Genomic DNA, 25225 nt, shown 5'->3' on the forward strand with positions numbered 1-25225 from the left:
GTGCCGGCACCGGATTCGGCTCACCCTCGCCCCATGCCCACCGCCGCTCGGAGCGCCGACCATGACTGACCTCCCGCACCACCTCCTCGACGGCCCCGCCACCGCCCCTCCCCTCATCCTCGGCCCGTCCGTCGGCACCTCCCTCGCCGTCTGGGAGCCCCAACTGCCCGCCCTCGCCCGCACGCACCGCGTGCTGCGCTGGGACCTGCCGGGGCACGGGCGCTCCCCCGCCCAGCTGCTGCCCTCGGACGGCAGCGCCACCGTCGGTGACCTCGCCGCCCTCGTGTTGCGGCTCGCCGACGCGCAGGGGTGGGAGCGGTTCGCGTACGCGGGGATCTCGATCGGCGGGGCGGTCGGCCTGCACCTGGCCGCGCACCACCCGGAACGGGTCGCATCGCTCGCCGTGATCTGCTCCTCGGCCCGCTTCGGCGAGCCCGCGGCCTGGCGCGAGCGGGCCGCGCTCGTACGGGCCGAGGGGACGGAGGCGATGGTCGCGAGCCGCCCGGGCACCTGGTTCTCGCACCGCTTCGCCGCCTCGCCCCGCGCCGTCGCGCTGCTGGAGGACCTGCGGGCCTGTGACCGCGCGGGGTACGCCGCCTGCTGCGACGCGCTCGCCGCGTACGACCTGCGCCCCGCGCTGCCGTCCGTCGAGGGCGTGCCCACGCTCGTCGTCGCGGGCCGCGACGACCCCGCCACCCCGCCCGCGCACGCGCGCGAGATCGCGGACGCGGTACCGGGGGCGAGTCTGCTGGAGGTGGCGGGGGCGGCGCATCTGGCCGGGGTGGAGCGGCCGGAGCCGGTCACGGCGGCGCTGCTGGCGCACTTTGCCGCGGGGGCAGAAGTCAACACCAATGCCGGCGACGACGCCTCCCGCCGCGCCGCCGGATTCGCCGTCCGCCGCGCCGTCCTCGGCGACGCCCACGTCGACCGCGCGATCGCCCGTACGACCCCCTTCACCGCCCGCTTCCAGGACTTCATCACCCGCTACGCCTGGGGCGAGATCTGGACCGGCGACGCCCTGGACCGCCGTACCCGCAGCTGTATCACCCTCACCGCGCTCATCGCCCACGGCCACGACGCGGAGCTGGCCATGCACATCCGGGCCGCCCTCACCAATGGCCTCACCCGCGAGGAGATCGGCGAGGTGCTGCTGCAGAGCGCGGTGTACTGCGGCGTCCCGGCGGCGAACTCCGCGTTCGCCACGGCGCAGCGGGTCTTCGACCAGCTCGACGGCACGGGCCCCGACGGTTCATCAAACGCCAATCGGACAGGCTGACATACGGCCGCAACAGCGCTGTCGCAATACACCTCCATGGTTGATCATCGGGTCGGTACCGTGGTTGGTTGCACGATCCGGTCACAGGGAGCGATGGCGCGAGGGGGCGCAGCATGTCCATCAGCCGCAGAAGACTGTTCGGCACCGGCGGGAGCCTGGCTCTGACAGGGGTTCTGGCCGCCGCGTGCGGGTCGAACACCGGTCGGGAGTCGGATGACTCGGATGGTAAGCCGGTCATCGAGCAGTGGTACCACCAGTACGGCGAGGACGGCACCGAGCAGGCGGTGAAGCGGTACGCCGCCGCGTACGGCAAGACCGGCAAGGCCAAGGTCGAGGTGCAGTGGCGGCCGGGGAACTACGACCAGCAGACGGCCGCCGCGCTGCTCACCGCGTCCGGCCCGGACGTCTTCGAGGCCAATGGCCCGACGCTGGACCAGATCCAGGGCGGCCAGGTGGTGGATCTGACCGATCTCCTCGACGGGGTCAAGGACGACTTCAACCAGGCGGTCCTGGCCCCCAAGACGTACGAGGGCAAGATCTGGGGCATTCCCCAGGTCGTCGACATGCAGTTGCTCTACTACCGCAAGAGCCTGCTGGAGGACGCCGGCGTGGAGCCGCCGCGGACGCTGGACGCGCTGGTCGACGCGGCGAAGGAGCTGACGGACAAGAAGACCAAGGGGCTGTTCCTGGGCAATGACGGCGGCGCGGGGGTGCTCGGCGGCACCCCGCTGCAGGCCGCGGGGTTGCGGCTGGTCACCGACGAGGGTGAGGTCGGTTTCGACGACCCGGCCGCCGCCCGCGCGCTGGAGAAGATCCACCGGTTGTACGCGGACAAGTCGCTGCTGCTCGGCGCGCCCTCGGACTGGTCGGATCCGTCGGCGTTCATCCAGGGGCTCACGGCCATGCAGTGGTCGGGCCTGTGGGCGTTGCCGCAGATCAAGAAGGAGCTGGGCGACGACTTCGGGGTGCTGCCGTTCCCGAAGGACGGATCGGCGGGGAAGCCGTCAGTGCCGGTCGGGGCGTATGGCGCGGCGGTCAGTGCCAAGGCGAAGCACAAGGAGGAGGCGAAGGCCTTCGTGAAGTGGCTGTGGGTGGACAGGACGGAGTATCAGGAGGACTTCGCGCTGTCGTACGGCTTCCACATCCCGGCCCGGATCTCGCTCGCCAAGAAGGCCGAGAAGCTGCGCGACGGCGCGGCCGGTGACGCGGTGCGCTACGCCACCGACCACGGGTTCGCCGAGCCGCTGCTGTGGACCCCGGCGAGCCGGACCGCCTACCAGGACGCGCTCAGCCGGATCATCAAGGACGGTGCGAGCGCGGATCAGGAGCTGCGGGGCGTGGTGCGCAAGGTGGGCGCGGAGCTGCGGCGCGTGAAGAAGAAGAGCTGACGCCCGCGATGGCGCAGGACACTCTTTCGCACCCACGTCAGGACGGGCCCGCGCCGGACGCGTCGCGCACACCGCGGCGCACGCTTGGGCGCAGGCTGCTGGGCAAGCAGAACCGCACGCTGTGGTTCTGGGTGTTCGTCGGTCCGTTCGCGATCGGGCTCGGCCTGTTCACGTACGTACCGCTGGCCTGGAGCGTCTACCTCAGCTTCTTCGACGCGCACAACACGGTCTCGCCGACCGACTTCGTCGGCCTGGACAACTACACGGCGATGCTGCGGGACGACGCGTTCACCGACAGCCTCGTCACGTTCCTGGTCTTCACGGCCTTCATCGTCCCGGCCACCTACGTCCTGTCGCTCTCGCTCGCGCTGATGGTCAACCGGCTGCGCTGGGCGCAGGCGTTCTTCCGTTCGGTGTTCTTCCTGCCCGTGGCGTGCTCGTATGTCGTGGCGGCGCTGATCTGGAAGATGTCGATCTTCAACGGGGTACGGTTCGGACTGGCCAACACCGTGCTCGGCTGGTTCGGCGCGGATCAGATCGCCTGGCTGTCGACGACCGATCCGCCCTGGTACTGGCTGGTCATCGTGACGGTGCGGCTGTGGCTGCAGGCGGGCTTCTACATGGTGCTGTTCCTGGCCGGGCTGCAGCGCATCCCGCGCCATCTGTACGAGGCGGCGGCGGTGGACGGGGCGCGGCCGGGGTGGCAGGTGTTCCGGTACATCACCTTTCCGCAGCTGCGGGCGACGTCGATCGCGGTGACGCTGCTGCTGGTCATCAACGCGTTCCAGGCGTTCGACGAGTTCTACAACCTGCTCTCGGACTCGCGCGGCTATCCGCCGTATGCCCGTCCGCCGCTGGTGTACCTGTACTACACGGCGCTGGGGCAGGGGCAGAACCTGGGGCTCGGCAGCGCGGGCGCGGTGATCCTGGCGCTGATCATCGCGGTGGTGACGGTGGCTCAGGCCCGCTGGTTCGGGCTCGGCCGGAAGGAGGACTGACCGCGATGAGAGAACGCCTCGTCCGCGAACCCCTCGTGCGCGAACCCCTCGTGCGCGTCGGCCGCGCGCTGCGGCTCGTCCTGCTGATCGCGCTGGCGCTGCTCTTCCTGATCCCGTTCTATCTGCTGGTGCGCAACGGGCTGTCGCGCGAGGAGGACATCACCTCCGCCGAGTGGACGTTCTTCCCGAGCGAGCTGCGGTGGTCCAACATCGGCGAGCTGTTCGACGACCCGAATGTGCCGATGGCGCACGCGCTGCTCAACTCCTCGCTGATCGCGGTGGCGACGACGCTGGGCACGCTGCTGCTGGCCTCGCTCGCGGGGTACGGCCTGGCCAGGATTCCGTACCGGTACGCGAACGTGGTCTTCTACTGGATCCTGGGCACGCTCATGGTCCCGGCGGCCGTCACCTTCGTGCCGACGTTCGTCCTGGTGTCCTCGCTGGGCTGGGTCTCCACGCTGCGCGGGCTGGTGGTGCCGACGCTGTTCAGCGCGTTCGCGGCGTTCGTCTTCCGCCAGTACTTCCTGGGGTTTCCCCGGGAGCTGGAGGACGCGGCGCGGGTGGACGGGCTCGGCTACTGGCGCACGTACTGGCGGGTCGTGGTGCCCAACTCGCGGCCGGTGTTCGCCGCCGTCGGCACGATCGTCTTCATCGGCGCCTGGAATTCCTTCCTGTGGCCGCTGGTCATCGGCCAGGACCGGGACGCGTGGACCGTCCAGGTCGCCCTGTCGACGTTCACCACCGCCCAGACCGTCAACATCCACGAGCTGTTCGTCGCGGCGGCCGTCTCGATCCTGCCGCTGCTGGTCGTCTTCCTCTTCCTGCAGCGCTACATCGTGGCGGGCGTGGAGCGCTCGGGCATCGACGACTGAGCGGGGGCGCCGCCGCGCAGCAGGGCGGCGCCCAGCGGGGTCAGGGTGTGCAGTACGGCGCTGCCCCGGCGCAGGGTGAGCACCAGGCCGGCGTCGCGCAGCACGCTGGCGTGCTGGCTGGCGGAGGCGATCGACACGCCCACGCGGCGGGCGAGTTCGCTGGTGGTGCAGCCGCCGCCGACCCCTTGCAGCACGGCGGAGCGGGTCTGCCCGACGAGCTTGCTCAGCGATCGGGCGGCCCCGGGGCCCGGAACGGGCACGGGGGCGGGGGCAGGGCGGGACGTCGGCGCGGGCCGGGTGCGGGGGGCGGTGGCGGGGCGGGCCGTGGGGCGGGGCGCCGTGGGGCGCGGGGCGTGTTCGACCGGGTAGACCAGCACCGGTCTCAGCTCGGGGTCGTAGAGGGTGACCGGGGTTCTTCGGCAGAAGAACGACGGTTGGAGCAGCAGCCCGCGCCCGCCGAGCTCCAGGTCGCGGTCGACCGGGTAGTCGACCTCCAGGACCGGCGGCCGCCAGCGCATCGTGGGCGGCAGGGACGCCAGCAGCCCGTCGGCTCCCCCGTCCAGCAGGGCGCGGCCCCGCACGGCGCGATCGGCCTCGATACGGGCCTGCAGACGCGGCCAGTACGGGGCGATGGCGGCGTGGTGGTAGGAGGTCAGCGCGGCGGTCAGCCGGTCGAGCGACCGCCGCTCGCCCTGGCCGAGGTCGCGCACCCAGCCGGGGAGCCGGGCTGCGGCCGGGAGGCGGGAGATCTCGGTGTGCAGCCGGGCCTGTGGGGTGGCGCGCAGCGCCTCCATGCCGCTGTCGCAGCCCATTCCGCCCTCGACGGGGGTCAGGAAGTCGGGGAAATAGCCGCGTGAGGGAATGAGCGGCGCGAGCAGCCGCGCTTCGCCGTTCAGCCTATTTCGCGCCAGTGAACGCCATTCTCCGTATACGGTGGCGGCCCGGTGTTCCCGCAGCCGGTGGAAACTCAAAACCGTTTCCCACAGCGCGTCCGGGCGGATGGCCATCCGCAGCCGGGCCAGATCGAGCTCGCCGAAATGCACACGCAGCACTGGACCCCCCACCAAGTGACACCCGTGATCGCCCCCCGACCACGGAAGAGTATGCACGGTGCCACCGTCAGTGACCACGTCCTTTTGGCCAGAGTTGAAACGGGGCGCGACAAGCCGCGCGGGGCCGGAATGCTGTTCCTCGTTGAAAGCGCGGCCCCCGGGAAAGGCCCCGGAGGGACGTCCGCAATTCAACAGGCGGTGCTCACGACCGGATTGCTCGTTCCCGTGGGGGGTGACGAGTGTGTTACGGCCGTCTGGGCACTTCTGTTGCCGCACGAGCCGATGCGAGCGGCAACGGCTCCCGTGGGGGGAGTGAGAGGGGGCGGCGCCCGGCCAGGTGCCGCCCCCTCGCCCGCTATGCGGTCCGCTGTCGGATCGATAGAGTCGCCCAGCGGCTCTCACGCGATCTGTTCCCCGTCGGGGTAGTCGGTGGACTTCGACAGCTCGCCCCAGGCGGCTGTCTCCGCATCGAAGGCGGAGCGCGCGTCGGCGACGAGGCGGAGGGCGTCGCTGCCGAGGATGAGGTGGGTCGGCGGCTTTTCGGCCTCCACGACGGCGAGCAGGGCGCGGCCGGCTTGGGCGGGATCGCCGAGCTGCTGACCGCGCATGTCGAGGCGGCGTTCGCGGATCGGGGCGAAGAGCGGGTCGTAGTCGGCGATGGTGCTTTCCACGCGGTGCATGGAGCGGCCGGCCCAGTCGGTGCGGAAGGAGCCGGGCTCGATCGCCGTGACGTGAATGCCGAAGGGTGCGACCTCTTGGGCGAGCGTGGCCGCAATGCCCTCGACGGCGAACTTGGAGCCGTGATAGGCGGCCAGGCCGGGGAACGCGCGCAGACCTCCCATGGAGGTCACGAACAGGATGTGCCCGGCACGGCGCTCGCGCATGCGGGGCAGAACGGCTTGGGTGAGCGCGATGACGCCGAAGACGTTGACGTCGAACTGGTGGCGGAAGGTGTCGAGCGGGGTTTCCTCGAAGGTGCCCTCGACGCCGTAGCCGGCGTTGTTGACGAGTACGTCGATGGGGCCCACCTCGCCCTCGACCGCTGCGACGGTCGGCGCGATGGCATCGGTGTCGGTGACGTCCAGCACGCGGGCGTGAGCGCGGCCCGGAGCGAACTGCTCGAAGGCGGCGATCTGGTCCGGGTTCCGAACGGTGCCGATGACGGTATGACCGGCCTCGAGGGCGGCGGTGGCGAAGGCGCGGCCGAGGCCGCTGCTCACGCCGGTGATGAGAAACGTGCGGGACATGGGTCTCTCCGTGGGAATCGGAAGTGTCGGACGGTGGAGCGCATGGGGACGTCTCCCGGCCGAGGTCGGTGGCGCCGTCAACGGCTGTTCGCGGACACCTCGTCCGACGTGGTGACCGCCTCCGGATCGAGGGACCGGCGCGGCACCGCCGAGCCTTCCGCGGGCCTGGACCTCGCCAGCCACAGGCCGGTGAACACGGCGGTGGCCAAGGTGACGGCGCCGGCGACGACGAAGGCGCTGTTGAGACCGGCCTCGAAGGAGGCGCCGCCGGATTGCCGGGTACGGACGACGGCGCCGAGCACCGCCACGCCGAGCACCGCGCCGATCTGCCGGGTGGTGCTGCTGACGCCGGAGGCGAGGCCGCCTTCCTGCGGGCTGACCGCCTGGATGGCGGCGCCGGTCAGTGGGGACATGGTCAGGGCGAAGCCGATGCCGACGACTCCCAGCCGCCACCACACGTTCCCGTAACCGGTGTCGGCGTGCACCATGCCCAGCGCCAGCAGCCCCCCTCCGGCCAGGGCCAGGCCGATGGTGACCACGATCCGGAAGCCGTACCGGGCGGCAAGCCGGCCCGCGAAGGGGCTGACGATCACCATGGCGAGGGTGGTGGGAAGGGTCTGCAGGCCGGCGCGCAGGATCGAGCTGCCCTGGACGTACACGAAGAACTGGGAGAAGAAGAACGACGAGCCCATGAGCGCGAACCCCACCACGACCATGGCGGTGTTGGACACGGTGAACAGCCGCTGCCGGAACAGCCGCAGCGGCAGCATCGGAGCGGAGCGACGCGCTTCGACGGCGACGAAGCCGGCGAAGAGGATCGCCGCGGCGGCGAAGCTTCCCAGGATGACCGGTGAGGTCCAGCCGCGGGCGCCACCCTCGATCAGCCCGTAGGTCAGTGCCCCCACCGCCAGGACGGACAGCACCGTCCCCGGGATGTCGATCGCGGGGGCGTTCGGGTTGCGGGACTCGTCGAGGTGGCGCAGGCCGGCCAGCAGCAGGATCACGCCGATGGGCAGATTGACCAGGAAGATGGCGGGCCAGCCGAAGGCCTCTGTCAGCATGCCGCCGGCCACGGGTCCGGCGGCCAGGCCGATTCCGCTGAATCCGGCCCACAGCCCGATCGCCTTGACGCGCTCCTGGGGAACGGGATAGGCGGCGGCGAGCAGGGCCAGCGAGGCGGGGCTCAGCGCCGAGGCCCCGATGCCCTGCAGCACCCGGCCGGCGATCAGCCATCCGGCCGAGGGCGCGAGGCTGCACAGCCCCGATGCGGCGGTGAACACCACCGCACCGGCCAGGTACACCCGCTTGCGGCCGAACCGGTCGGCGAAGACGCCGCCGGACAGCAGCAGCATGGCGACCAGCAGCACGTACGCGTCGACGATCCACTGCAGACCGGTCAGCTGGGTGTGCAGCCGGTGCTGCATATCGGGCAGCGCCGCTCCCACGATCGTGTTGTCGAGCAACACCATGAATTGGCCCAGGCAGGTCACCGTGAGCAGCACGACCCGGTTTGGTCGACCGCCTGCGGCCGCAGCCGATGCAGCCATGGGGATTCCTCTCAATCGGTGGTCGCGCCTCTCCACGACCGATGTGGTCAGCCTTGGGACGCTCTAACGCAGCCGTTGACTGCGTTAGGCGACTGTAAGGAGGCTCGCCCACAAACGCAAGCCTCGACTGCGTTAAGGTGGGGGCATGGAGGAGCGACAGCGAGCCCGGCGACCCGGCGGGCGCGGCGCCCGCGTCCGCGCGGCGGTGCACCAGGCCGTCACCGACCTGATCAGCGAGCGCGGCTACGGCAAGTTCACCGTCGGCGAGGTCGCGGCCCGCGCAGGCGTGGCCGACAGCAGCATCTACCGCCGGTGGGGCAACCTGGAGACCCTGCTCACCGACGTGGCGCTCACCCGCCTCAACGCTCGGTCGCCGATGCCCGACACCGGGAGCCTGGCCGGTGACCTGCGCGCTTACGCGGCCCAAGTGGCCCGCGAGATCACCGGACCCGAGGGCCTGGCGTTGCTGCGCCTGGCCGTCGCCCTGTCGGGCAACGGTCAGCAGGGCCGGCGGGCGCTTGACGACCTCCTCGCCGAACGCGCCCGGCAACTGCAGTCCATGCTCGATCGCGCCGGCGAACACGGCGAGCACGCACCCGACGCGTTGGGCGTGCTGGACCACGTGATGGCCCCGATGTACATCCGCGTCCTGTTCGGCCTGGGCCCGCTCACCCCGGAGTACGTCGACGGGCTGGTCGACCGATTGCTGCGGCCTCAACCCGGTCCCCGGGATCAGGAGCCGGAGTTGCCGGCCGAGGGGTGAGCCCAACGGCGGTCGCGGCCCCCGGGCCGCGACCGCCGTCATCACCCGGTCACTCCCGCGGTGCGGTTTCGGCCTGCCTGTTCGCGGTGGGTTCGGCCGCCGGTTTCCGGTGCGGGCCGAACAGGAGACAGAAAGCGGCGGCGGCCACCAGGACCACGGCGCACGCCACCAGAGTGGTGCGCATGGCGTGGACGAAGCCGGCGGCGAACGTGTCGGCGGTGACGCGTTCGTACAGGCGGGTCGCGGCGGGGGTCAGGCCGTCGGGCGCCGTGGGTGGACGGAAGTGCTGCGCCGCGGTGGCGCTGTCGTCGATGAATCGCGCACGCAGTTGCTCCGGCAGCCGGCCGGCGCGCTTCCCGGCTTCGCCGCGCAAGGCCGAGGAGAGCCGACTGGACAGCAGGACGCCCAGTACGGCCGTGCCGAGGACGCCGCCGATCTGCCGCGTGGTGCTGGAGACACCGGAGGCCGCCCCGGCCAGCCGTGGGTCGACGCCGTCCATGGTGGCCTGCTGCAGGGGTGCGAACGTGGCGCCACTGGCGATCCCAATGATGATCAGACCCGGCAGCAGACTCCATGCACTGCCGGCGGGGCCGGCCATCGCCACCAGGACGAGCAGGCCGACGGCCAGCAGCGTCACCCCGGCCATCAGCACGTACTTGCCGCCGAACCGGTCCGACAGCCGTCCGGCGTACGCGGAGCCGACCGCGGTGAGCACAGCGTTCGGCAACACCACCAACCCGGTTTCCAGCGCCGAGTACCCGCGCGCCATCTGCAGATACAACACCAGCACAAACATGATGCCGACCATGCCGAGCTGGAAGACGAAGCCGACCCAGTTGCCGACCGCGAAGTTGCGCGCCCGGAACAACGCCGGCGGCATCAAAGGCTCTTCCCGCTGCCGCTGCTGCCAGAGGGCGAACACCACCAGCAGCGCGACGCCCGCGACGACGACCGAGGTGATGCTGATCGGCCCGGTGATGGTGCCCCAGTTATAGCGCTCCCCCTCGATCAGGCCGAACACGATGCCGCTCAGCCCGGCGGTGGCCAGCACGACGCCGACCAGATCGAGCCGGTGGGTACGGCCCGAGCGCATGGGCGGCGCGAGGGTCAGCGCCAGCACGGCGGTGGCGATCCCGATCGGGACGTTGATGAAGAAGATCCAGCGCCAGCTGAGGTGAGCGAGCAGAAAGCCGCCGACGACCGGGCCGACGACCGGGGCGAAGCCCACGATCGCCCCGAACACACCGAACGCGCGGCCCCGCTGCCGTGGCGGGAAGATCGTCAGGATCGACGAGATGACCTGCGGAAACAGCAGCGCCCCGGCCAGCCCCTGCAGCGCCCGGGCGGCCAGCAGCCGGCCCGGCGAACCGGCCAGCCCGCACAGCGCCGAGGCGATGGTGAAGGTGACGACGCCGATCACATACAGCCGCCGGTATCCGAAGATGTCCCCCAGCCGCCCGGTGGTGATCAGCAGCACCGAGAAGACGAGCAGATAGCCGTCGATGACCCACAGCACCTGGTCGTACGAGGCGTCAAGGCTGTCGATCAGGGTGGGGACGGCGACGTTGACGATGGACCCGTCGAGCAACGACATGAAGAAGCCGATGCACATGATCGCGAGAACCAGCCACGGACGCCGTGTAGTTGGCTCGTCGGCGGATGTGACTGCGGACTTGACTTCCGACACTCCCAAGACCTCCCTGAGGGAAGGGAGAACCGGAAGAGCCGACTGACACACGTCGCCACCGTCACAGAACACCCATCCCAGGATGTGGTGAGGTGACTTCCACCTTCCCCGTGTCATCGGGACCCGGGTGAAGCTGGTTGGCGAGGCGTAAGGCCCAACGGTGAGAAGCCGTCAGGAGCGTACCAGCAGTGCGGCGAGCGCGATGGGTACCGCCGCCTGGTATCCGATCCACACCTCGCCCCCGGCACCGCTGCCCCGCCATGCCAGCAACAGGCCGACAAGCGTCGCCAGCACCCAGCCGCTGTCGTAGGCGACCATGAGCCGCGTGTATGTGGACATCGGGCGGCTGCGCACATACCGGATCTCGATCCCGCCGCCGATCAGCAGGGCAACCCCGGAGACCACCATCAGCCACGCGGACACACCGAGCAGATCGCCGAACCGGGCAGCGCCGATGGCGAAGGCAGCACCGAGCAACACCTTGACGACGCCATCGGCGATGGCCCCCGCCAACCGGCGCGTCGCTGACGATGTCGCAGCCTGGGCCTGTGTCATGAGCGTTCCTTCCTGATGCCTATCCGCCCTCGTAACGAGATTACTAGGATAATGAGATTATGAGAATGACACGAGCGGAGACCAAGGAACGCAACCGCCGCGCCTTGCTGGACGCGGCGTTCGAGATCGTCTCCCGGGATGGGTACCGGGCCAGACTGGAGGAGATCGCCGAGCGGGCCGAACTGACCACCGGCGCCGTCTACTCACTCTTCGGCAGCAAGAGCGGCCTGGTGGTAGCCCTGGTCACCGACTACCTGCGACCGCACTACGAAGAGGTCGAACAGGCGATTCCCGCCGAAATGGATCTCCTTGAAGCGGTCGACGCCTTTGCCCGGCACTACCGGCGCAGCTGTGACGCTCCCGACGCGCTGCCCGCCCTGTCGCTGCAGATCACCCTGCTGGACATGGCCCTGCACGACCCCGAACTGGGTTCCCGGCTCGCCGCGTCCGTCCGGACCCAGGAGAGCCACCTGGTCGCGTTGTTCACCGGCAGATCACACAACGGGAGGGTGGTGACGTCGCATCAGGCGCAACGTCTGGTCACCGCGCTCAGGGCACTGTTCGTCGGCCTCACCCAGGGCGTCCTCCTCGGCCTCGCCCCCGGCGCCGACGAACAGTACTTCGCCGACGCCGCCCGCGCGCTGGCGTCCGGCGCGACCCTGGTCGACCAGGTCGCCGGCCCGGTCAGCGGATGAGGGGGCGGCACCTCCGCACAGGTGCCGCCCCCTTCGCGGTCCGGAGTCAGCGCTGGGGTGAGGGTAGGAGACCCCAGCGTGACTCCGGTGGTCGGGTTACCGCCCCATGACCGCCGCGCGGCCGGACTCCAGGCGGGCGACCGGGATGCGGAAGGGCGAGCAGGAGACGTAGTCCAGGCCCACCTCGTGGAAGAAGTGGACGGACTCCGGGTCGCCGCCGTGCTCCCCGCAGACGCCGAGCTTGAGGTCGGGGCGGGTGGCGCGGCCGGCCTCGGCGGCGCTGCGGACGAGGGAGCCGACGCCGTCCTTGTCGATGGTCTCGAAGGGGCTGACGCCGAAGATGCCCTTCTCCAGGTAGGCGGTGAAGAAGCTGGCCTCGACGTCGTCGCGGGAGAAGCCCCAGACGGTCTGGGTGAGGTCGTTGGTGCCGAAGGAGAAGAAGTCGGCGGACTCGGCGATCTGACCGGCGGTCAGGGCGGCGCGCGGCAGCTCGATCATGGTGCCGAGGGTGAGCTTGAGGTCCACGCCGCGGGCCCGCTCCACCTCCTCGATGACCCGCTCGGCCTCCTCGCGGACGATCTCCAGCTCCTGGACCGTGCCGACCAGCGGAATCATGATCTCGGCGCGCGGATCGGCCTTGGCGCCCCGGCGCTCCGCGGCGGCCTCGGCGATGGCCCGTACCTGCATGGCGAACAGGCCCGGGATGACGAGGCCGAGGCGCACCCCGCGCAGGCCCAGCATCGGGTTCTGCTCGTGCAGGCGGTGTACGGCCTGCAGCAGCCGCAGGTCGTTCTCGTTGTGGTCCTTGCGGGATTCGGCGAGCGCGACGCGCACCGACAGCTCGGTGATGTCGGGCAGGAACTCGTGGAGCGGCGGGTCCAGCAGCCGTACGGTGACGGGCAGGCCGTCCATCGCCTCGAAGAGCTCGACGAAGTCGTCCTTCTGGAGCGGCAGCAGCGCGCCGAGGGCGGTCTCGCGCTCCTCGTCGGTGTGGGCGAGGATCAGCCGCTCGACCAGCTCGCGCCGCTCGCCGAGGAACATGTGCTCGGTGCGGCACAGGCCGATGCCCTGGGCGCCGAACCGCCGGGCGCGGTTGGCGTCCTCGGCGTTGTCGGCGTTGGCCCGCACCCGCAGCCGGCGCACCCGGTCGGCGTAGGCCATGATCCGGTGTACGGCGCCGACCAGTTCGTCGGCGTCGTCGGCGCCCGCGTGCATCCGGCCCTCGAAGTACTCGACGACCGGGGACGGGACGACCGGCACCTCGCCCTGGTAGACCTTGCCGGTGGAGCCGTCGATGGAGACGACGTCGCCCTCCTCGATCACCAGGCCGTCCTTGCCGTCGAGGCCGGGCACCGTCATCCGGCGCCGCTTGGTGTCGACTTCCAGCTCCTCGGCGCCGCAGACACAGGTCTTGCCCATGCCGCGGGCGACCACGGCGGCGTGCGAGGTCTTGCCGCCCCGGGAGGTCAGGATGCCCTCGGCGGCGATCATGCCGTCGAGGTCGTCGGGGTTGGTCTCCCGGCGGATGAGGATGACCTTCTCGCCGGACCGGGACCATTTGACCGCGGTGTACGAGTCGAAGACGGCCTTGCCGACGGCCGCGCCCGGCGAGGCGGCGATGCCCCGTCCGAGCTTGCGCACGCTGCCGCTCTCGGCCGCCTCCTCGTCGAAGCGGGGGAACATCAGCTGGGCGAGCTGGGCGCCGTTGACCCGGCGCAGCGCCTCGGCCTCGTCGATCAGGCCCTGGTCGACGAGTTGGGTGGCGATCCGGAAGGCGGCCCCGGCGGTGCGCTTGCCGACGCGGGTCTGCAGCATCCACAGCTTGCCGCGCTCGATGGTGAACTCGATGTCGCACAGGTCCCGGTAGTGCGTCTCCAGGATCTCCATGATCCGCATGAGCTCGTCGTACGAGCCCTTGTCGATCTCTTCGAGGTCGGCGAGCGGAACGGTGTTGCGGATACCGGCGACGACGTCCTCGCCCTGGGCGTTCTGGAGGTAGTCGCCGTAGACGCCCTGCTGGCCGCTGGCCGGGTCGCGGGTGAAGGCGACGCCGGTGCCGGAGTCGGGGCCGAGGTTGCCGAAGACCATGGAGCAGATGTTGACCGCGGTGCCCAGGTCGTGAGGGATGCGCTCCTGGCGGCGGTAGAGCTTGGCGCGGTCGCCGTTCCACGAGTCGAAGACCGCCCGCACGGCGAGGTCCATCTGCTCGCGCGGCTCCTGCGGGAAGCCGCGGCCGGTCTCCTTGGCGACGATGTCCTTGAACTGGCCGACCAGCCGCTTGAGGTCACCGGCGTCCAGGTCGACGTCGACGGTGACGCCCTTGGCGCGCTTGGCCTCCTCCAGCGCCTCCTCGAAGAGGTCGCCGTCCACGCCGAGCACCGTCTTGCCGAACATCTGGATGAGGCGGCGGTAGGAGTCCCAGGCGAACCGCTCGTCGCCCGCCTGGGTCGCGAGGCCCGCGACCGAGTCGTCGGAGAGCCCGATGTTCAGGACGGTGTCCATCATGCCGGGCATCGAGAACTTCGCCCCGGAGCGTACGGAGACCAGCAGCGGGTCGTCGGCCTGGCCGAGCTTCTTGCCCATCTTCCGCTCGAGGGCGTCGAGGTGCGCACTCACCTCGTCGCGCAGGGCCGCGGGCGCCTCACCACTGTCGAGGTAGACCTTGCAGGCCTCGGTGGTGATGGTGAAACCCGGTGGCACGGGGAGACCGAGATTGGTCATCTCGGCGAGGTTGGCGCCCTTCCCGCCGAGCAGGTCCTTGAGATCCTTGTTGCCCTCGGTGAAGTCGTAAACGAACTTCTGCTGATCTTGTGTTTCCGGCACGGGACTCGATCTCCTCGGCTCGGCTGCCCTGACGGCGGGGAGCGTACCCAGATCAAAGGCGTCTGAGCATGTGCACTCCCCCGTCATTCGGCCGTAACCACCCGCCTGCCACGAGTTCGAAAGTCACTCGTACGAAGGACGCCGCTATTCGGCTACTTCAAGAGCCGAACGCACGCCCACGCTGCGCCCACGCCAAAGCGCGCGATTGTCGCTGTGCGTAGTCAATGGTTCGAGCTGTCGAACATCAACAGGTGGCACGGAGTGCCATGTCTTGGAGAGGTGAGCGCAGCTCCGGACGCCGGATCGCCTCGCGATATTTGCTCATCTGAGCGTCGGCGCTATCAGAGTGGCGAGAATCACGCGCTCTGACGGGGCTCCATCTCGCCTTTTGGATACAACGAGTGGAGGCCCGCTCAAAAGAGCATCAGGCGAGTGCCGCGAGCCGGGCGTCCGCCCGCTCCGGGGAGTACAGCGACTCCACGACCATCGCGGTGGCCCCGAGCAGGCTCGCGCGGTCGCCGAGCCGCGAGGTGACCACCTGGAGATTCGCCGTGGTTCGCGGCAGCGCCCGCTGGTAGAGCAGCTCCCGCACCCCGGTCACAAACGGCACCCCGGCCAGGTCCCCGCCCACCATCAGCACCCCCGGGTTGAGCAGCGTGACCACGGTGACCAGCACCTCCCCGACCCGCCGCCCGGCCTCCCTGGCCATCCGCACCGCCGTCGGGTCGCCCTCCGCGAGCAGGTCGCGCACATCCGAGCCGGAGGCGGCGGGCCGCCCCGCCGCACGCAGGTCCCGGGCCAGCGCCCGCCCGCTGGCCACCGCCGCCAGACAGCCGTACGAGCCACACATGCACAGCGCGTCGGGGCGGTCGTGCAGCCGGATGTGGCCGATGTCCCCGGCCCCGCCGTCGATGCCGCGGTAGATCTCGCCGCCGACGACCACCCCGGCGCCTATCCCGGTGGAGACCTTGACCAGGACGAACGCCGAGCAGTCGGGATAGCCGGAGCGCTGCTCCCCGTATGCCATCAAATTGGCGTCGTTGTCGACCAGCACCGGCACCGGGGCGGCCCCCGCGACCTTCTCGGTGAAGGCGCGCCGGGTCCGCTCCCCGATCGGGTAGCGGTCCCAGCCCGGCATGATCGGCGGCTGCACGGCCTGCCCGCTCTCCCAGTCCACCGGGCCCGGAACGGAGAGGCCGATGCCGCAGACCCGGCCCGGGTCGCTCCCGGCCCGCTCCAGCAGCGGCCCGAACCACCCGCCGACCTCGTCCAGCACCCGCTCGGGGCCGTCCGCTATGTCCAGTGGCGCGGTGTGCTCGGCCAGCGGGGTGCCCGCCAGGTCCAGGACGGCGGCCCGCCCGTGCCGGGTCTCCAGGTTGACGGCCAGCACCACGGCATGGCCGGGGTCGAACTCCAGCCGGGCGGAGGGGCGCCCCCCGGTGGAGGTGGAGCCCGCGCCGCCGCGCACCCAGCCCGCCCGGAAGAGCTGGTCCAGGCGGTGCCCGACGGTGGACCTGGACAGCCCGGTGGCGGCCTGCAACTCACCGCGCGTGGTGGCCCGCCCGCTGCGGATCAGCTGAAGCAGGTGGCCCGCGCTGGCCTGGGTCCCGGTGCTGCCCGCCATCTCGCTCCTCGCGGCCGTCGGTCGTCGGTCGTACTCGGTCCTCTGCCTAACCCTTGTCCGCGCCGCTGGTCAGGCCCTCGGTCAACAGTCGCTCGGCGGCGAGGAACAGCAGCACCACCGGGAGGGTGAGCACCACCGATCCGGCCATCAGGACCGTCTTGGAGACCTCGACGCCACCCGCGAGCTGCTGGAGGCCCAGGGAGACGGTCCACCGGTCGGGTTCGGCGGCGAGGAAGAGCAGCGCGAAGAGGAATTCGTTCCAGGCGATCATAAAGATGTACAGGCCGGTCGCCATGAGGGAGGGCAGCGCGAGCGGCAGAACGACCTTGCGGACCGTCTGCAGCCGCGAGCAGCCGTCCAGCGCCGCGGCCTCCTCGACGCTGGACGGGACGGTGGCGAAGTAGTTCTTCATCATGTACACCGACACCGGCACGGTCTGCGCGACGTAGACGATCGCCAGCCCCACCAGGCTGCCCTGGAGTCCCAGCTTGGCGAACATGACGAACAACGGCACGGCCAGCAGCGTCGCGGGGAACAGGTACACCGCGAGGAACAGCGCCCCGACCTGGCGGCTGCCGAAGAACCGCAGCCTGCTGACGGCATACGCACCGGGCACCGCCGCCAGCAGGGTCAGCGCGACCGTGCCGAGCGAGACCAGCGCGGAGTTCAGCAGCATCCCCAGAAAGCCCTGGCCGCCCTCGTCGGCGGGTTTCAGGACGCTGCGGTAGGTGTCGAGGGTGAAGTCCTTCGCGGACACCCACAGGCTGCCGGGGTCCAGCAGCAGCGCGTCGATCGGCTTCACCGACAGCAGCAGCATGTAGCCGAACGGCACGACGGTGATCAGCGCGAGGAAGGCGATCACCACCCAGCGGGCGACGGCGAAGAAGCGCTCCTCGAACTGCGCACGGCTCATCGGGGGGCTCGTCGGGCGGCTCATTTGGCTGCCTCCTCCTGGGTCTTACGGGCGAAGAAGGCGAAGTAGACGCCGAGCAGGACCATCAACACCACGGCGAGGACGAGCGCCTGGGCGGAAGCCGCCCCGACGTCGTAGCGCGAAGTGAGGAAGTCGTAGACCCGCACCGCGACCACATCCGTCCCGGCGCCGCCGCCGGTGAGCAGATAGACGTCGTCGAACTTGTTGAAGGTCATGATGAAACGCAACACGCTCAGCAGCGCGATCACCGGCATCAACTGCGGCAGGAGGATGTGCCTCAGCCGCTGGCTGGGCGTGGCGCCGTCCACCTTGGCCGCCTCCTCCAGCCCGGGCTCCACCGCCTGAAGCCGGGCCAGCAGGAACAGGAAGGCGAAGGGGAAGTAGCGCCAGGTCTCGAAGGCGATGACGGTGAGCAGGGCCAGCGGCACGTCGAAGTCCGACCCCAGCAGGTGCACGGTGTACTGGCGGGTGGACAGGAAGGCGATCGGGTCGTCCCAGCCGAAGAGCTTCGCGCCCCACGCGTTGACGATGCCGTACTGCGGGCTGAGCGCGACCTGCCAGACGAAGGCGACGGCGACGACCGGGGCGACGTACGGCAGCAGCATGGCCCCGCGCAGCAGCCCCCGGCCGCGGAACGGCCGACGCAGCGCGAGGGCGGCGACCAGGCCGAGGGCGATCGAGCCGAAGGTGGCCCCCACGGTGTACAGGAGGGTGGTCCACAAGGAGGACCAGAAGCCGGGCGAGTCGAAGACGGAGGCGAAGTTGTCCATGGTCCAGTGCCCGAACAGGCCCATGCCCTGGATGTCGATGAGCCGGGCACGCTGGAAGGCCAGCAGTACGGTCCACAGGATGGGCAGCACGACCACGACCAGCACCACCACAAAGGTGGGGGTGACGAAGGCGAGGCCCGCGCGGTTCTCGCGCCGGGCGGCGGTGTGGCGTCGCGGGCCGGGGGCGGGCGGGGTCTGCGCGGGGCGGGCGTCGGGTGCGGGGCGGGGGTCGGAGGCGGGGCGGGGGTCGGAGGCGGGGCGGGGCGCGGTCATCGCAGGGACCTCCGCAGGGCGGTGACTTCCTCGGCGGCGTCATGCGCGGCCTGGTCAGGTGGGAGCTGGCCGCCGGTCATGGCGGAGATGATTTTGGGGATGGGCAGTTCGCCATTGAGCGCGCCGACCAGGGCGCCCTCGCCCTGCTCGATCCCCCAGCGCTTGATCCTGCCGACGCCCGCCGCGAGCTGGTCGAGCAGCGCGTCGGGGAAGACCTCGTTCATCGGCTTTCTGACATCGACGCCCATGTCGCTGGCCCGCCAGGCGCGCCGGTAGCGGTCGGGGGAGGCGGCGGTCCCGGTGCGGACGGGGATCTTGCCTTCGGGCGCCATGCCGAACCAGTCCTCGTAGCCCGAGGTCATCATGTAGGTGAGGAAGGTCTTCGTCGCCTCGGTCTCGGCGGTCTTGGTCACGGTCCAGGAGGTGACATCGCCGAACTGGGCGGCCTCCTTGCCGTCGGGGCCCTTGAGCGCCGTGACGATCCCGCTGTTGTCGGCGAGGAACGAGCGGTCGCGCGCGCACTGGGGGCAGCTGGGCAGAGCGTCCTTGCGCAGTCCCGCGAGTTCGTCCAGGAGGAACGACGACCAGACGACCATCGCCGACTTCCCGGAGAAGTAGGTGGCGCGGGTGGAGTCGACGGTCTGAGTGCCCGGCGCGCCGTGCCGCCGGGCCAGGGTGTCGTACGCGGTGAAGGCGGTGCGGCAGGCCGGGGAATCCAGCGCTACGTCTCCCTCGTCGTCTTTCCTGTCGTCGATGAGCCGGCAGCCGTTGGCCAAGGCGAGGCTCTCGAAGCTCTGCTGGGTGAAGACGTCCGCGGGGTCGGTGGCGGCGGAGATCCCCTCCCGGCCGCGGACGTCCAGCCGGTCGGCGGCGCGCAGCAGGTCGCGGTAGCTGTCGGGGGCCGGCAGACCGTCCCGCTCGAACAGGTCCTTGCGGTAGACGAGCAGCTGGAGCCAGGCGTCGGACGGTACGCCGAGCCGGGTGCCCCGGTCGGAGGCGAGGCGGAGGGCGTTGGCGTCGAAGGTGTCCGGGCCGAGCCGCCTGATCACCTCGGCCGGGACGCCGGTGTTGACCAGGCCGTTGCTGTACATCTGCCACATCTGGCCCAGCGGAAGGGCGGCGATCACATCGGGCAGTCGGCCGGCGGCCGCCGCCGACATGATCATCTGGGGCAGCTGGGCCTCACTCACCCCCACCAGCTTGACGTCGATGCCGGTCTTCTCCTCGAACCGGTCGACGATCTTCTGGGTCGCCGCCATGCGCGGGGGCAGGCTCTCCAGTGACCACACGGTGAGCTTGTTGTCGGGTTTGCCCGTCGCGCCGCCCGAGCACCCGGCCAGTAGCCCGATGCCCAGTGCGGCGGCTATCCCTGCCGTGGTCGCCTTCGACCGCCGGGTCCACAGTCGCATCTCTGTCCTCACGCCCTACTTATGCTTGTGAGTAACGCATCACAGCAGCAGTTTTGCGTATTGACAAGACATAAGTCTGAGATACCTTCGCCACAACGACATTCGCCGTAGCGACGACGGCGAGCCATGACCCCCTCGGAGTCCTTTCGTGGAAAGCGGCGAGCTCTTCCAACCCGTGCCGATGCGGCTGCTGCGCGGCGCCCGGCGGGTGCTCCTGGAGAACTGGACCGGCACCTCCACGGTCCCCTCGCGCGGCCTGTACCCGCACCAGTGGAGCTGGGACTCGGCGTTCATCGCCATCGGACTGCGCCATCTGTCGGTACGCCGCGCCCAGCGCGAGCTGGAGACCCTGCTGGCCGCCCAGTGGGGCGACGGCCGGATCCCGCACATCGTCTTCAACCCGGCGGTGCCACTGGACGCGTACTTCCCGAGCCCCGACTTCTGGCGCTCCTCCAGCGCGGGCGCGGCGCTCGGCGCGCCCGCGGCCGTCGAGACCTCCGGCATCGTCCAGCCGCCGGTCCACGCCCTCGCCTGCCTGCTGGTCCACCTCGCCGACCCCCGGACCTCGGCCCGCCGCTCCTTCCCGGCCCGCGTCTACCCGCGGCTCGCGGCCTGGCACCGCTACCTCGCCGAGTCCCGGGACCTGGGCGGCCACGGCCTGGTGTCCGTGGTCCACCCCTGGGAGCCCGGCATGGACAACAGCCCCTGCTGGGACGCCCCGCTGGCGCGGGTCGAACCCGCCCCGCCCGGCACCTTCCGCCGCGCCGACCTCGACCACGGCGCGGCCGCCGACCGGCCCACCGACCTGGACTACGGGCGATACGTCAGGCTCGCGGCCGACTACCGGGACCGCGGCTACCGCGACGGCGCGGCCGGTTCGGCGTTCCTCGTCGAGGACCCGGGCGTCAACGCGCTGCTGATCGCCTCCGAGCACGCGCTGGCCGAGATCGCCGCCGTCGCCGGCGCCGACCCGGCGCCCCACCGGTCGCGGGCCCGCCGGCTCACCGCCGCCCTGGTCGAGCGGCTGTGGGACCCGGCCGCGGGCCTGTTCCTCTGCCGCGACCTGCGCGGTGACGGGCCTGAGGGAGGCGGCGGCGCGCTGGTCCCCGAGCTCAGCGCCGCCGGCCTGCTGCCGCTGATCGTGCCCGGCCTGCCGCGCGAGATCGCCGCCGCCCTGATCCGCACCGCGTCGGGCCCCCACTTCGGCCTGGGTACCTCGGTGCGTCTGGTGCCCAGCTACGACCTGCTGGGGCGCGCCTTCGACCCGTCCCGCTACTGGCGCGGCCCCGCCTGGTTCAACGTCAACTGGCTGGTGGAGCGCGGTCTGCGGCAGCACGGCGCGGTGGAGCGAGCCGACGCGCTGCGCTCCGCCGCCCTCGATGTGGCCGTCTCCTCCGGCTTCGCCGAGTACGTCGACCCGTACACCGGCGAGGCGCGCGGCACCCGCGACTTCGGCTGGACGGCGGCGCTGGCGCTTGACCTGCTGGTGACCTCGGGCGGAGCGGGTGCGGATCTGGGGGCGGCGGAGCGGGAGATGGCCGCCGGACCGGAGTGAGGGAGCATCAGAGGGAGGGAGCACCAGAGGGAGAACCGGGGGTGAACCAGGGGGAGAACCAGGGGCGCGCTCAGCCGCCGGAGGTGTCCAGCTCCGCGTCCGCGCTCACGCCCGCGCAGTCGTACGGGTCGTCGAGCCAGCCGTCCGGCAGGACGACCCGGTTGCGGCCGGAGGTGCGCCCGCGCGGGCCGTCCGCGCCCGCCGGCCACTCCTGGTCCAGGTCCAGCTCGCCGAGCAGCGCGTCCAGCTCGTCCAGGGACGAGGTGATCGCCAGCCGCTTGCGCATCTCGGAGCCGACCGAGAAGCCCTTGGTGTACCAGGCGACGTGCTTGCGGAAGTCGATGACGCCCCGCTCCTCGTCCTCCAGCCACTGGGCCAGCAGCTCGGCATGGCGCCGCATGACCGCCGCGACCTCCTTGAGGGTCGGCCGGGCCGGCGCGCCGCCGCCCTCGAAGGCCGCCACCAGGTCGCCGAACAGCCAGGGCCGCCCCAGGCAGCCGCGCCCCACGACCACGCCGTCGCAGCCCGTCTCGCGCATCATCCGCACCGCGTCGTCCGCCGACCAGATGTCGCCGTTGCCCAGCACCGGGATCTCGGGGACGGTCTCCTTCAGCCGGGCGATGGCCTCCCAGTCGGCGGTGCCGCCGTAGTGCTGCGCCGCCGTACGGCCGTGCAGCGCGATCGCGGTCACGCCCTCCTCGACCGCGATCCGGCCCGCGTCGAGGTAGGTGATGTGGTCGTCGTCGATGCCCTTGCGCATCTTCATCGTCACCGGCAGCGGGCCCGCGCCGGTCACGGCCTCGCGCAGGATCGAGCGCAGCAGATGCCGCTTGTACGGGAGCGCCGAGCCGCCGCCCTTGCGGGTGACCTTGGGCACCGGGCAGCCGAAGTTCAGGTCGATGTGGTCGGCCAGGTCCTCGTCGACGATCATCCGTACGGCCTTGCCGACGGTCACCGGGTCCACCCCGTACAGCTGGATGGAGCGGGGCTTCTCGGTCCCGTCGAAGTGGATCAGCCGCATGGTCTTGGCGTCGCGCTCGACCAGCGCCCGCGTCGTGATCATCTCGCTCACGAACAGCCCCTTGCCACCGGAGAACTCGCGGCACAAGGTGCGGAACGGCGCGTTGGTGATCCCGGCCATGGGTGCGAGCACCACCGGCGGGGTCACCGTGTGCGGTCCGATCTGCAGCTGCGTGGCGGTCATGGAAGCGGCTTCCTCAGGTATGCGGTAGGTGTGCGGTCTCGGAGAGGCGGAATTCTCAGAGGCGGAATTCTCATTGTCCCGCACGGTGCCGCACGACCCGACCCGGCTTGTCGATGTAGCGTTCAAGCATGCCTGAGCTGAGCCAACGGCGGCGCCTGCTCGTGCTGGCGATCTGCTGCATGAGCCTGCTGCTCGTCAGCCTCGACAACACCGTCCTCAATGTGGCGCTGCCCTCGATGCGGCGTGAGCTGCACGCCTCCGTCTCCGGGATGCAGTGGACCATCGACGCGTACACGCTGGTGCTCGCCGCGCTGCTGATGCTCGCGGGCTCCACGGCCGACCGGGTGGGGCGCAAGCGCACCTTCCAGACCGGCCTGGTGGTCTTCTCCCTCGGCTCGGCGCTGTGCAGCCTCGCGCCGAACCTGGAGGCGCTGGTGGCCTTCCGCATGGTGCAGGCGGTCGGCGGCTCGATGCTCAACCCCGTCGCCATGTCGATCATCACCAACACCTTCACCGAGCCCAGGGAGCGGGCCCGGGCCATCGGGGTGTGGGGCGGGGTCGTCGGCATCAGCATGGCGGCCGGGCCGCTGGTGGGCGGGGTGCTGGTGCAGTCGGTCGGCTGGCGCTCGATCTTCTGGCTGAATCTGCCGGTGGGGCTCGCTGCCCTGGTGCTGACCGCCCGGTACGTGCCCGAGTCACGCGCGCCGAAGCCGCGCCGGCCCGATCCGGTGGGCCAGGTGCTGGTCGCCGCGCTGCTCGGCTCGCTCACGTACGCGATCATCGAGGCGCCCGACCGGGGCTGGGGCTCCCCGCTGATCGCCGTGTGCACCACGGTCGCGGTCCTCGCGCTGGTCTCGCTCGTGGCGTACGAGCGGCGCCGGACCGAGCCGCTGATCGAGCTGCGCTTCTTCCACAGCGCGCCGTTCAGCGGGGCGACAGTGATAGCGGTGAGCGCCTTCGCGGCGCTGGGCGGGTTCCTGTTCCTGAACACGCTGTATCTGCAGGATGTACGCGGGCTCGGCGCGCTGCACGCCGGGCTGTGGATGCTGCCGATGGCGGCCATGTGCTTCGTCTTCGCGCCGCTGTCCGGGCGGCTGGTCGGCAGCCGCGGGCCGCGGCTCTCGCTGCTGCTGGCCGGGGCGGCGATGGGGGCGAGCGGGGTGCTGTTCGCGGCCTTCGACGCCCAGGCCACCGACGCCCTGCTGCTGATCGGCTATGTGCTGTTCGGCATCGGCTTCGGCCTGGTCAACGCGCCCATCACCAACACCGCGGTGTCCGGGATGCCCCGCGCCCAGGCCGGGGTCGCGGCCGCCGTGGCCTCCACCAGCCGCCAGGTGGGCCAGTCGCTCGGCGTCGCGGTCATCGGCGCGGTGCTGGCCTCGGGCGCGGCGAGCGCGGCCGGTGGGGCGCACTCCGCCGCCTCGGACACGGCCTTCGTGACCGAGACATCAGCGGCTTACGCCGCGGGGGCCCGCCCCGCCTGGTGGATCATCGCCGGGTGCGGGGCCTCCGTACTGCTGCTCGGGATGGTGACCACCGGCCGCTGGGCGGCCGGCACCGCCCGCCGCGCGGCCGCGCTCTTCGGCGACGAGCGCGCGCCCGCTCAGGCCTCGGCGAGCACCAGCGCGTGAAGCCGCTCCAGGCGCTGGTGGGTCTCGGCGTCCGCCGGGGTGTAGACCTGCAGCTTGGGGCCTGCGTTCGGGCCGGTCCACAGGCTGGTGCCGGTGACCCGGAGCGTGCCCACCTGTGCCTGCCGGAAGACCTTGACCTTGTCGCCGGGCCGCAGCACCTCGTGCCGGGCCCAGACCTCGCGGAACTCCGGCGAGGCGTCCTGGAGCCGCTTGAGCAGCGCCTTCCACGGCGGCTCGGCCAGGTGCTCGGCCATCGAGGCCCGGAACTTGGCGGCCATCAGCCGGATCGACTCGTCCCGCTCGACCATGCTGGCGCGCCAGTCGTCGTGGGTGAGGGACAGCCACAGGCAGTTGCGGTCCTCCGGCGGCACCGCCTCCAGGTCGCACAGCAGCCGGCCGTAGGTGCGGTTGTACGCGAGGATGTCGAACCGCGAGTTCTGCACACAGGCCGGGAACGGCTCCAGCTGCTCCAGCATCAGCTCCAGCGCCGGGGTCACCCCCGTGCACTGGCTGCCGGGGCTCGGGTCGACGGCCCCCGAGAGCGCGAACAGGTGCTGCCGCTCGCTTCGGTCGAGGAGCAGCGCGCGGGCGATGGAGTCGAGGACCTGGGTGGAGACATGGATGTCCCGGGCCTGTTCGAGCCAGGTGTACCAGGTGACCCCGACGGCGGCGAGCTGGGCGACCTCCTCGCGGCGCAGCCCGGGGGTACGCCTGCGCCGCCCGCGCTCCAGACCGACCTGCTCGGGGGTGATCCGCTCGCGCCGGCTGCGCAGGAACGCGGCGAGCTCGCCGCGGCGTATGCCGTCGGTGGCGGCGGTCGCGGTCTCCCGGGCGGGCGCTTGATCAGTTGCCTGGGCGGTCACCTGCGCGGTCTCCTGGGCCATGGTGGTCATGGGACCAGGGTGCCTGAGGGCTCAGCCGG

General features: G+C 71.1%; 20 protein-coding genes. 8 read left to right on the plus strand and 12 right to left on the minus strand.

Annotation, left to right across the window (positions count from 1 at the left end):
* Positions 1-61 precede the first annotated feature (61 nt).
* The 4 genes from pcaC to ACFZDL_RS14230 all read left to right on the plus strand — a co-directional run bounded on the left by pcaC (position 62) and on the right by ACFZDL_RS14230 (position 4534).
* Positions 62-1276, plus strand: a complete 1215-nt coding sequence (gene pcaC, locus ACFZDL_RS14215) for a 4-carboxymuconolactone decarboxylase (RefSeq protein WP_353589438.1) — start codon at positions 62-64, stop codon at positions 1274-1276.
* Positions 1277-1389: 113 nt separating this feature from the next.
* Positions 1390-2664, plus strand: a complete 1275-nt coding sequence (locus tag ACFZDL_RS14220) for a sugar ABC transporter substrate-binding protein (RefSeq protein WP_353589440.1) — start codon at positions 1390-1392, stop codon at positions 2662-2664.
* A gap of 8 nt (positions 2665-2672) precedes the next feature.
* A complete protein-coding gene (locus ACFZDL_RS14225) occupies positions 2673-3662 on the plus strand; it encodes a sugar ABC transporter permease (RefSeq protein ID WP_353589442.1) in 990 nt (329 codons plus the stop codon).
* A gap of 5 nt (positions 3663-3667) precedes the next feature.
* The gene (locus tag ACFZDL_RS14230) at positions 3668-4534 is read left to right on the plus strand and encodes an ABC transporter permease subunit (RefSeq protein WP_391191136.1); all 867 of its coding nucleotides are present in this window, start codon (positions 3668-3670) and stop codon (positions 4532-4534) included.
* On the opposite strand, the gene ACFZDL_RS14235 is transcribed toward ACFZDL_RS14230, so the two are convergent.
* The 3 genes from ACFZDL_RS14235 to ACFZDL_RS14245 all read right to left on the minus strand — a co-directional run bounded on the left by ACFZDL_RS14235 (position 4492) and on the right by ACFZDL_RS14245 (position 8380).
* Positions 4492-5586: a helix-turn-helix domain-containing protein gene (locus tag ACFZDL_RS14235; protein ID WP_353589444.1), complete on the minus strand. Its 1095-nt coding sequence runs from the start codon at positions 5584-5586 to the stop codon at positions 4492-4494. The genes ACFZDL_RS14230 and ACFZDL_RS14235 overlap by 43 nt on opposite strands.
* 398 nt (positions 5587-5984) lie before the next feature.
* Entirely contained in the window at positions 5985-6833 is an 849-nt protein-coding gene (locus ACFZDL_RS14240; protein WP_353589446.1) for an oxidoreductase, read from the minus strand.
* A 77-nt stretch (positions 6834-6910) separates the two neighbouring features.
* On the minus strand, positions 6911-8380 hold the full coding sequence (locus tag ACFZDL_RS14245) for an MFS transporter (RefSeq protein ID WP_353589448.1): 1470 nt from the start codon (positions 8378-8380) through the stop codon (positions 6911-6913).
* Between the two features lie 145 nt (positions 8381-8525).
* Here ACFZDL_RS14245 and ACFZDL_RS14250 point away from each other — a divergent pair, with 145 nt between their 5' ends.
* A complete protein-coding gene (locus ACFZDL_RS14250; RefSeq protein ID WP_353589450.1) occupies positions 8526-9143 on the plus strand; it encodes a TetR/AcrR family transcriptional regulator in 618 nt (205 codons plus the stop codon).
* A gap of 49 nt (positions 9144-9192) precedes the next feature.
* Here ACFZDL_RS14250 and ACFZDL_RS14255 read toward each other — a convergent pair whose 3' ends face one another.
* Together ACFZDL_RS14255 and ACFZDL_RS14260 are read right to left on the minus strand one after the other, a co-directional pair.
* Entirely contained in the window at positions 9193-10830 is a 1638-nt protein-coding gene (locus ACFZDL_RS14255; RefSeq protein WP_353589452.1) for an MFS transporter, read from the minus strand.
* Positions 10831-11001: 171 nt separating this feature from the next.
* On the minus strand, positions 11002-11385 hold the full coding sequence (locus ACFZDL_RS14260) for a hypothetical protein (RefSeq protein WP_353589454.1): 384 nt from the start codon (positions 11383-11385) through the stop codon (positions 11002-11004).
* A 65-nt stretch (positions 11386-11450) separates the two neighbouring features.
* On the opposite strand from ACFZDL_RS14260, the gene ACFZDL_RS14265 reads away from it, so the two are divergent.
* A complete protein-coding gene (locus ACFZDL_RS14265; RefSeq protein ID WP_353589456.1) occupies positions 11451-12080 on the plus strand; it encodes a TetR/AcrR family transcriptional regulator in 630 nt (209 codons plus the stop codon).
* Between the two features lie 96 nt (positions 12081-12176).
* Here ACFZDL_RS14265 and ppdK read toward each other — a convergent pair whose 3' ends face one another.
* The 5 genes from ppdK to ACFZDL_RS14290 form a co-directional block, all read right to left on the minus strand.
* Positions 12177-14903 (minus strand): pyruvate, phosphate dikinase, encoded by a 2727-nt coding sequence (gene ppdK, locus ACFZDL_RS14270; RefSeq protein WP_353589458.1) that lies wholly within the window; start codon positions 14901-14903, stop codon positions 12177-12179.
* 424 nt (positions 14904-15327) lie between these two features.
* Complete coding sequence (locus tag ACFZDL_RS14275; protein WP_353589459.1) at positions 15328-16527, minus strand: ROK family transcriptional regulator; 1200 nt, start codon at positions 16525-16527, stop codon at positions 15328-15330.
* 46 nt (positions 16528-16573) lie between these two features.
* Positions 16574-17440 (minus strand): ABC transporter permease subunit, encoded by an 867-nt coding sequence (locus tag ACFZDL_RS14280; protein WP_391191202.1) that lies wholly within the window; start codon positions 17438-17440, stop codon positions 16574-16576.
* A gap of 20 nt (positions 17441-17460) precedes the next feature.
* Entirely contained in the window at positions 17461-18504 is a 1044-nt protein-coding gene (locus ACFZDL_RS14285; protein ID WP_353589463.1) for an ABC transporter permease subunit, read from the minus strand.
* Positions 18501-19913, minus strand: coding sequence for an extracellular solute-binding protein (locus ACFZDL_RS14290; RefSeq protein ID WP_353589465.1), 1413 nt, complete (start codon positions 19911-19913; stop codon positions 18501-18503). Before ACFZDL_RS14290 ends, ACFZDL_RS14285 begins: the two co-directional genes overlap by 4 nt.
* Before the next feature lie 181 nt (positions 19914-20094).
* On the opposite strand from ACFZDL_RS14290, the gene ACFZDL_RS14295 reads away from it, so the two are divergent.
* Positions 20095-21468: a hypothetical protein gene (locus ACFZDL_RS14295; RefSeq protein ID WP_353589759.1), complete on the plus strand. Its 1374-nt coding sequence runs from the start codon at positions 20095-20097 to the stop codon at positions 21466-21468.
* Between the two features lie 70 nt (positions 21469-21538).
* Here the strand turns inward: ACFZDL_RS14295 and dusB are convergent, their stop codons facing one another.
* Entirely contained in the window at positions 21539-22672 is a 1134-nt protein-coding gene (dusB, locus tag ACFZDL_RS14300; RefSeq protein ID WP_353589467.1) for a tRNA dihydrouridine synthase DusB, read from the minus strand.
* Positions 22673-22800: 128 nt separating this feature from the next.
* Between dusB and ACFZDL_RS14305 the strand changes: the two genes are divergently transcribed.
* Positions 22801-24303, plus strand: a complete 1503-nt coding sequence (locus ACFZDL_RS14305) for an MFS transporter (RefSeq protein WP_353589469.1) — start codon at positions 22801-22803, stop codon at positions 24301-24303.
* On the opposite strand, the gene ACFZDL_RS14310 is transcribed toward ACFZDL_RS14305, so the two are convergent.
* On the minus strand, positions 24276-25187 hold the full coding sequence (locus ACFZDL_RS14310; RefSeq protein ID WP_391191204.1) for a helix-turn-helix domain-containing protein: 912 nt from the start codon (positions 25185-25187) through the stop codon (positions 24276-24278). The two genes, ACFZDL_RS14305 and ACFZDL_RS14310, sit on opposite strands and share 28 nt — an antisense overlap.
* Positions 25188-25225: the final 38 nt, after the last annotated feature.

Source organism: Streptomyces sp. NPDC007917 (assembly GCF_042959105.1).
Taxonomy (GTDB): Bacteria; Actinomycetota; Actinomycetes; order Streptomycetales; family Streptomycetaceae; genus Streptomyces.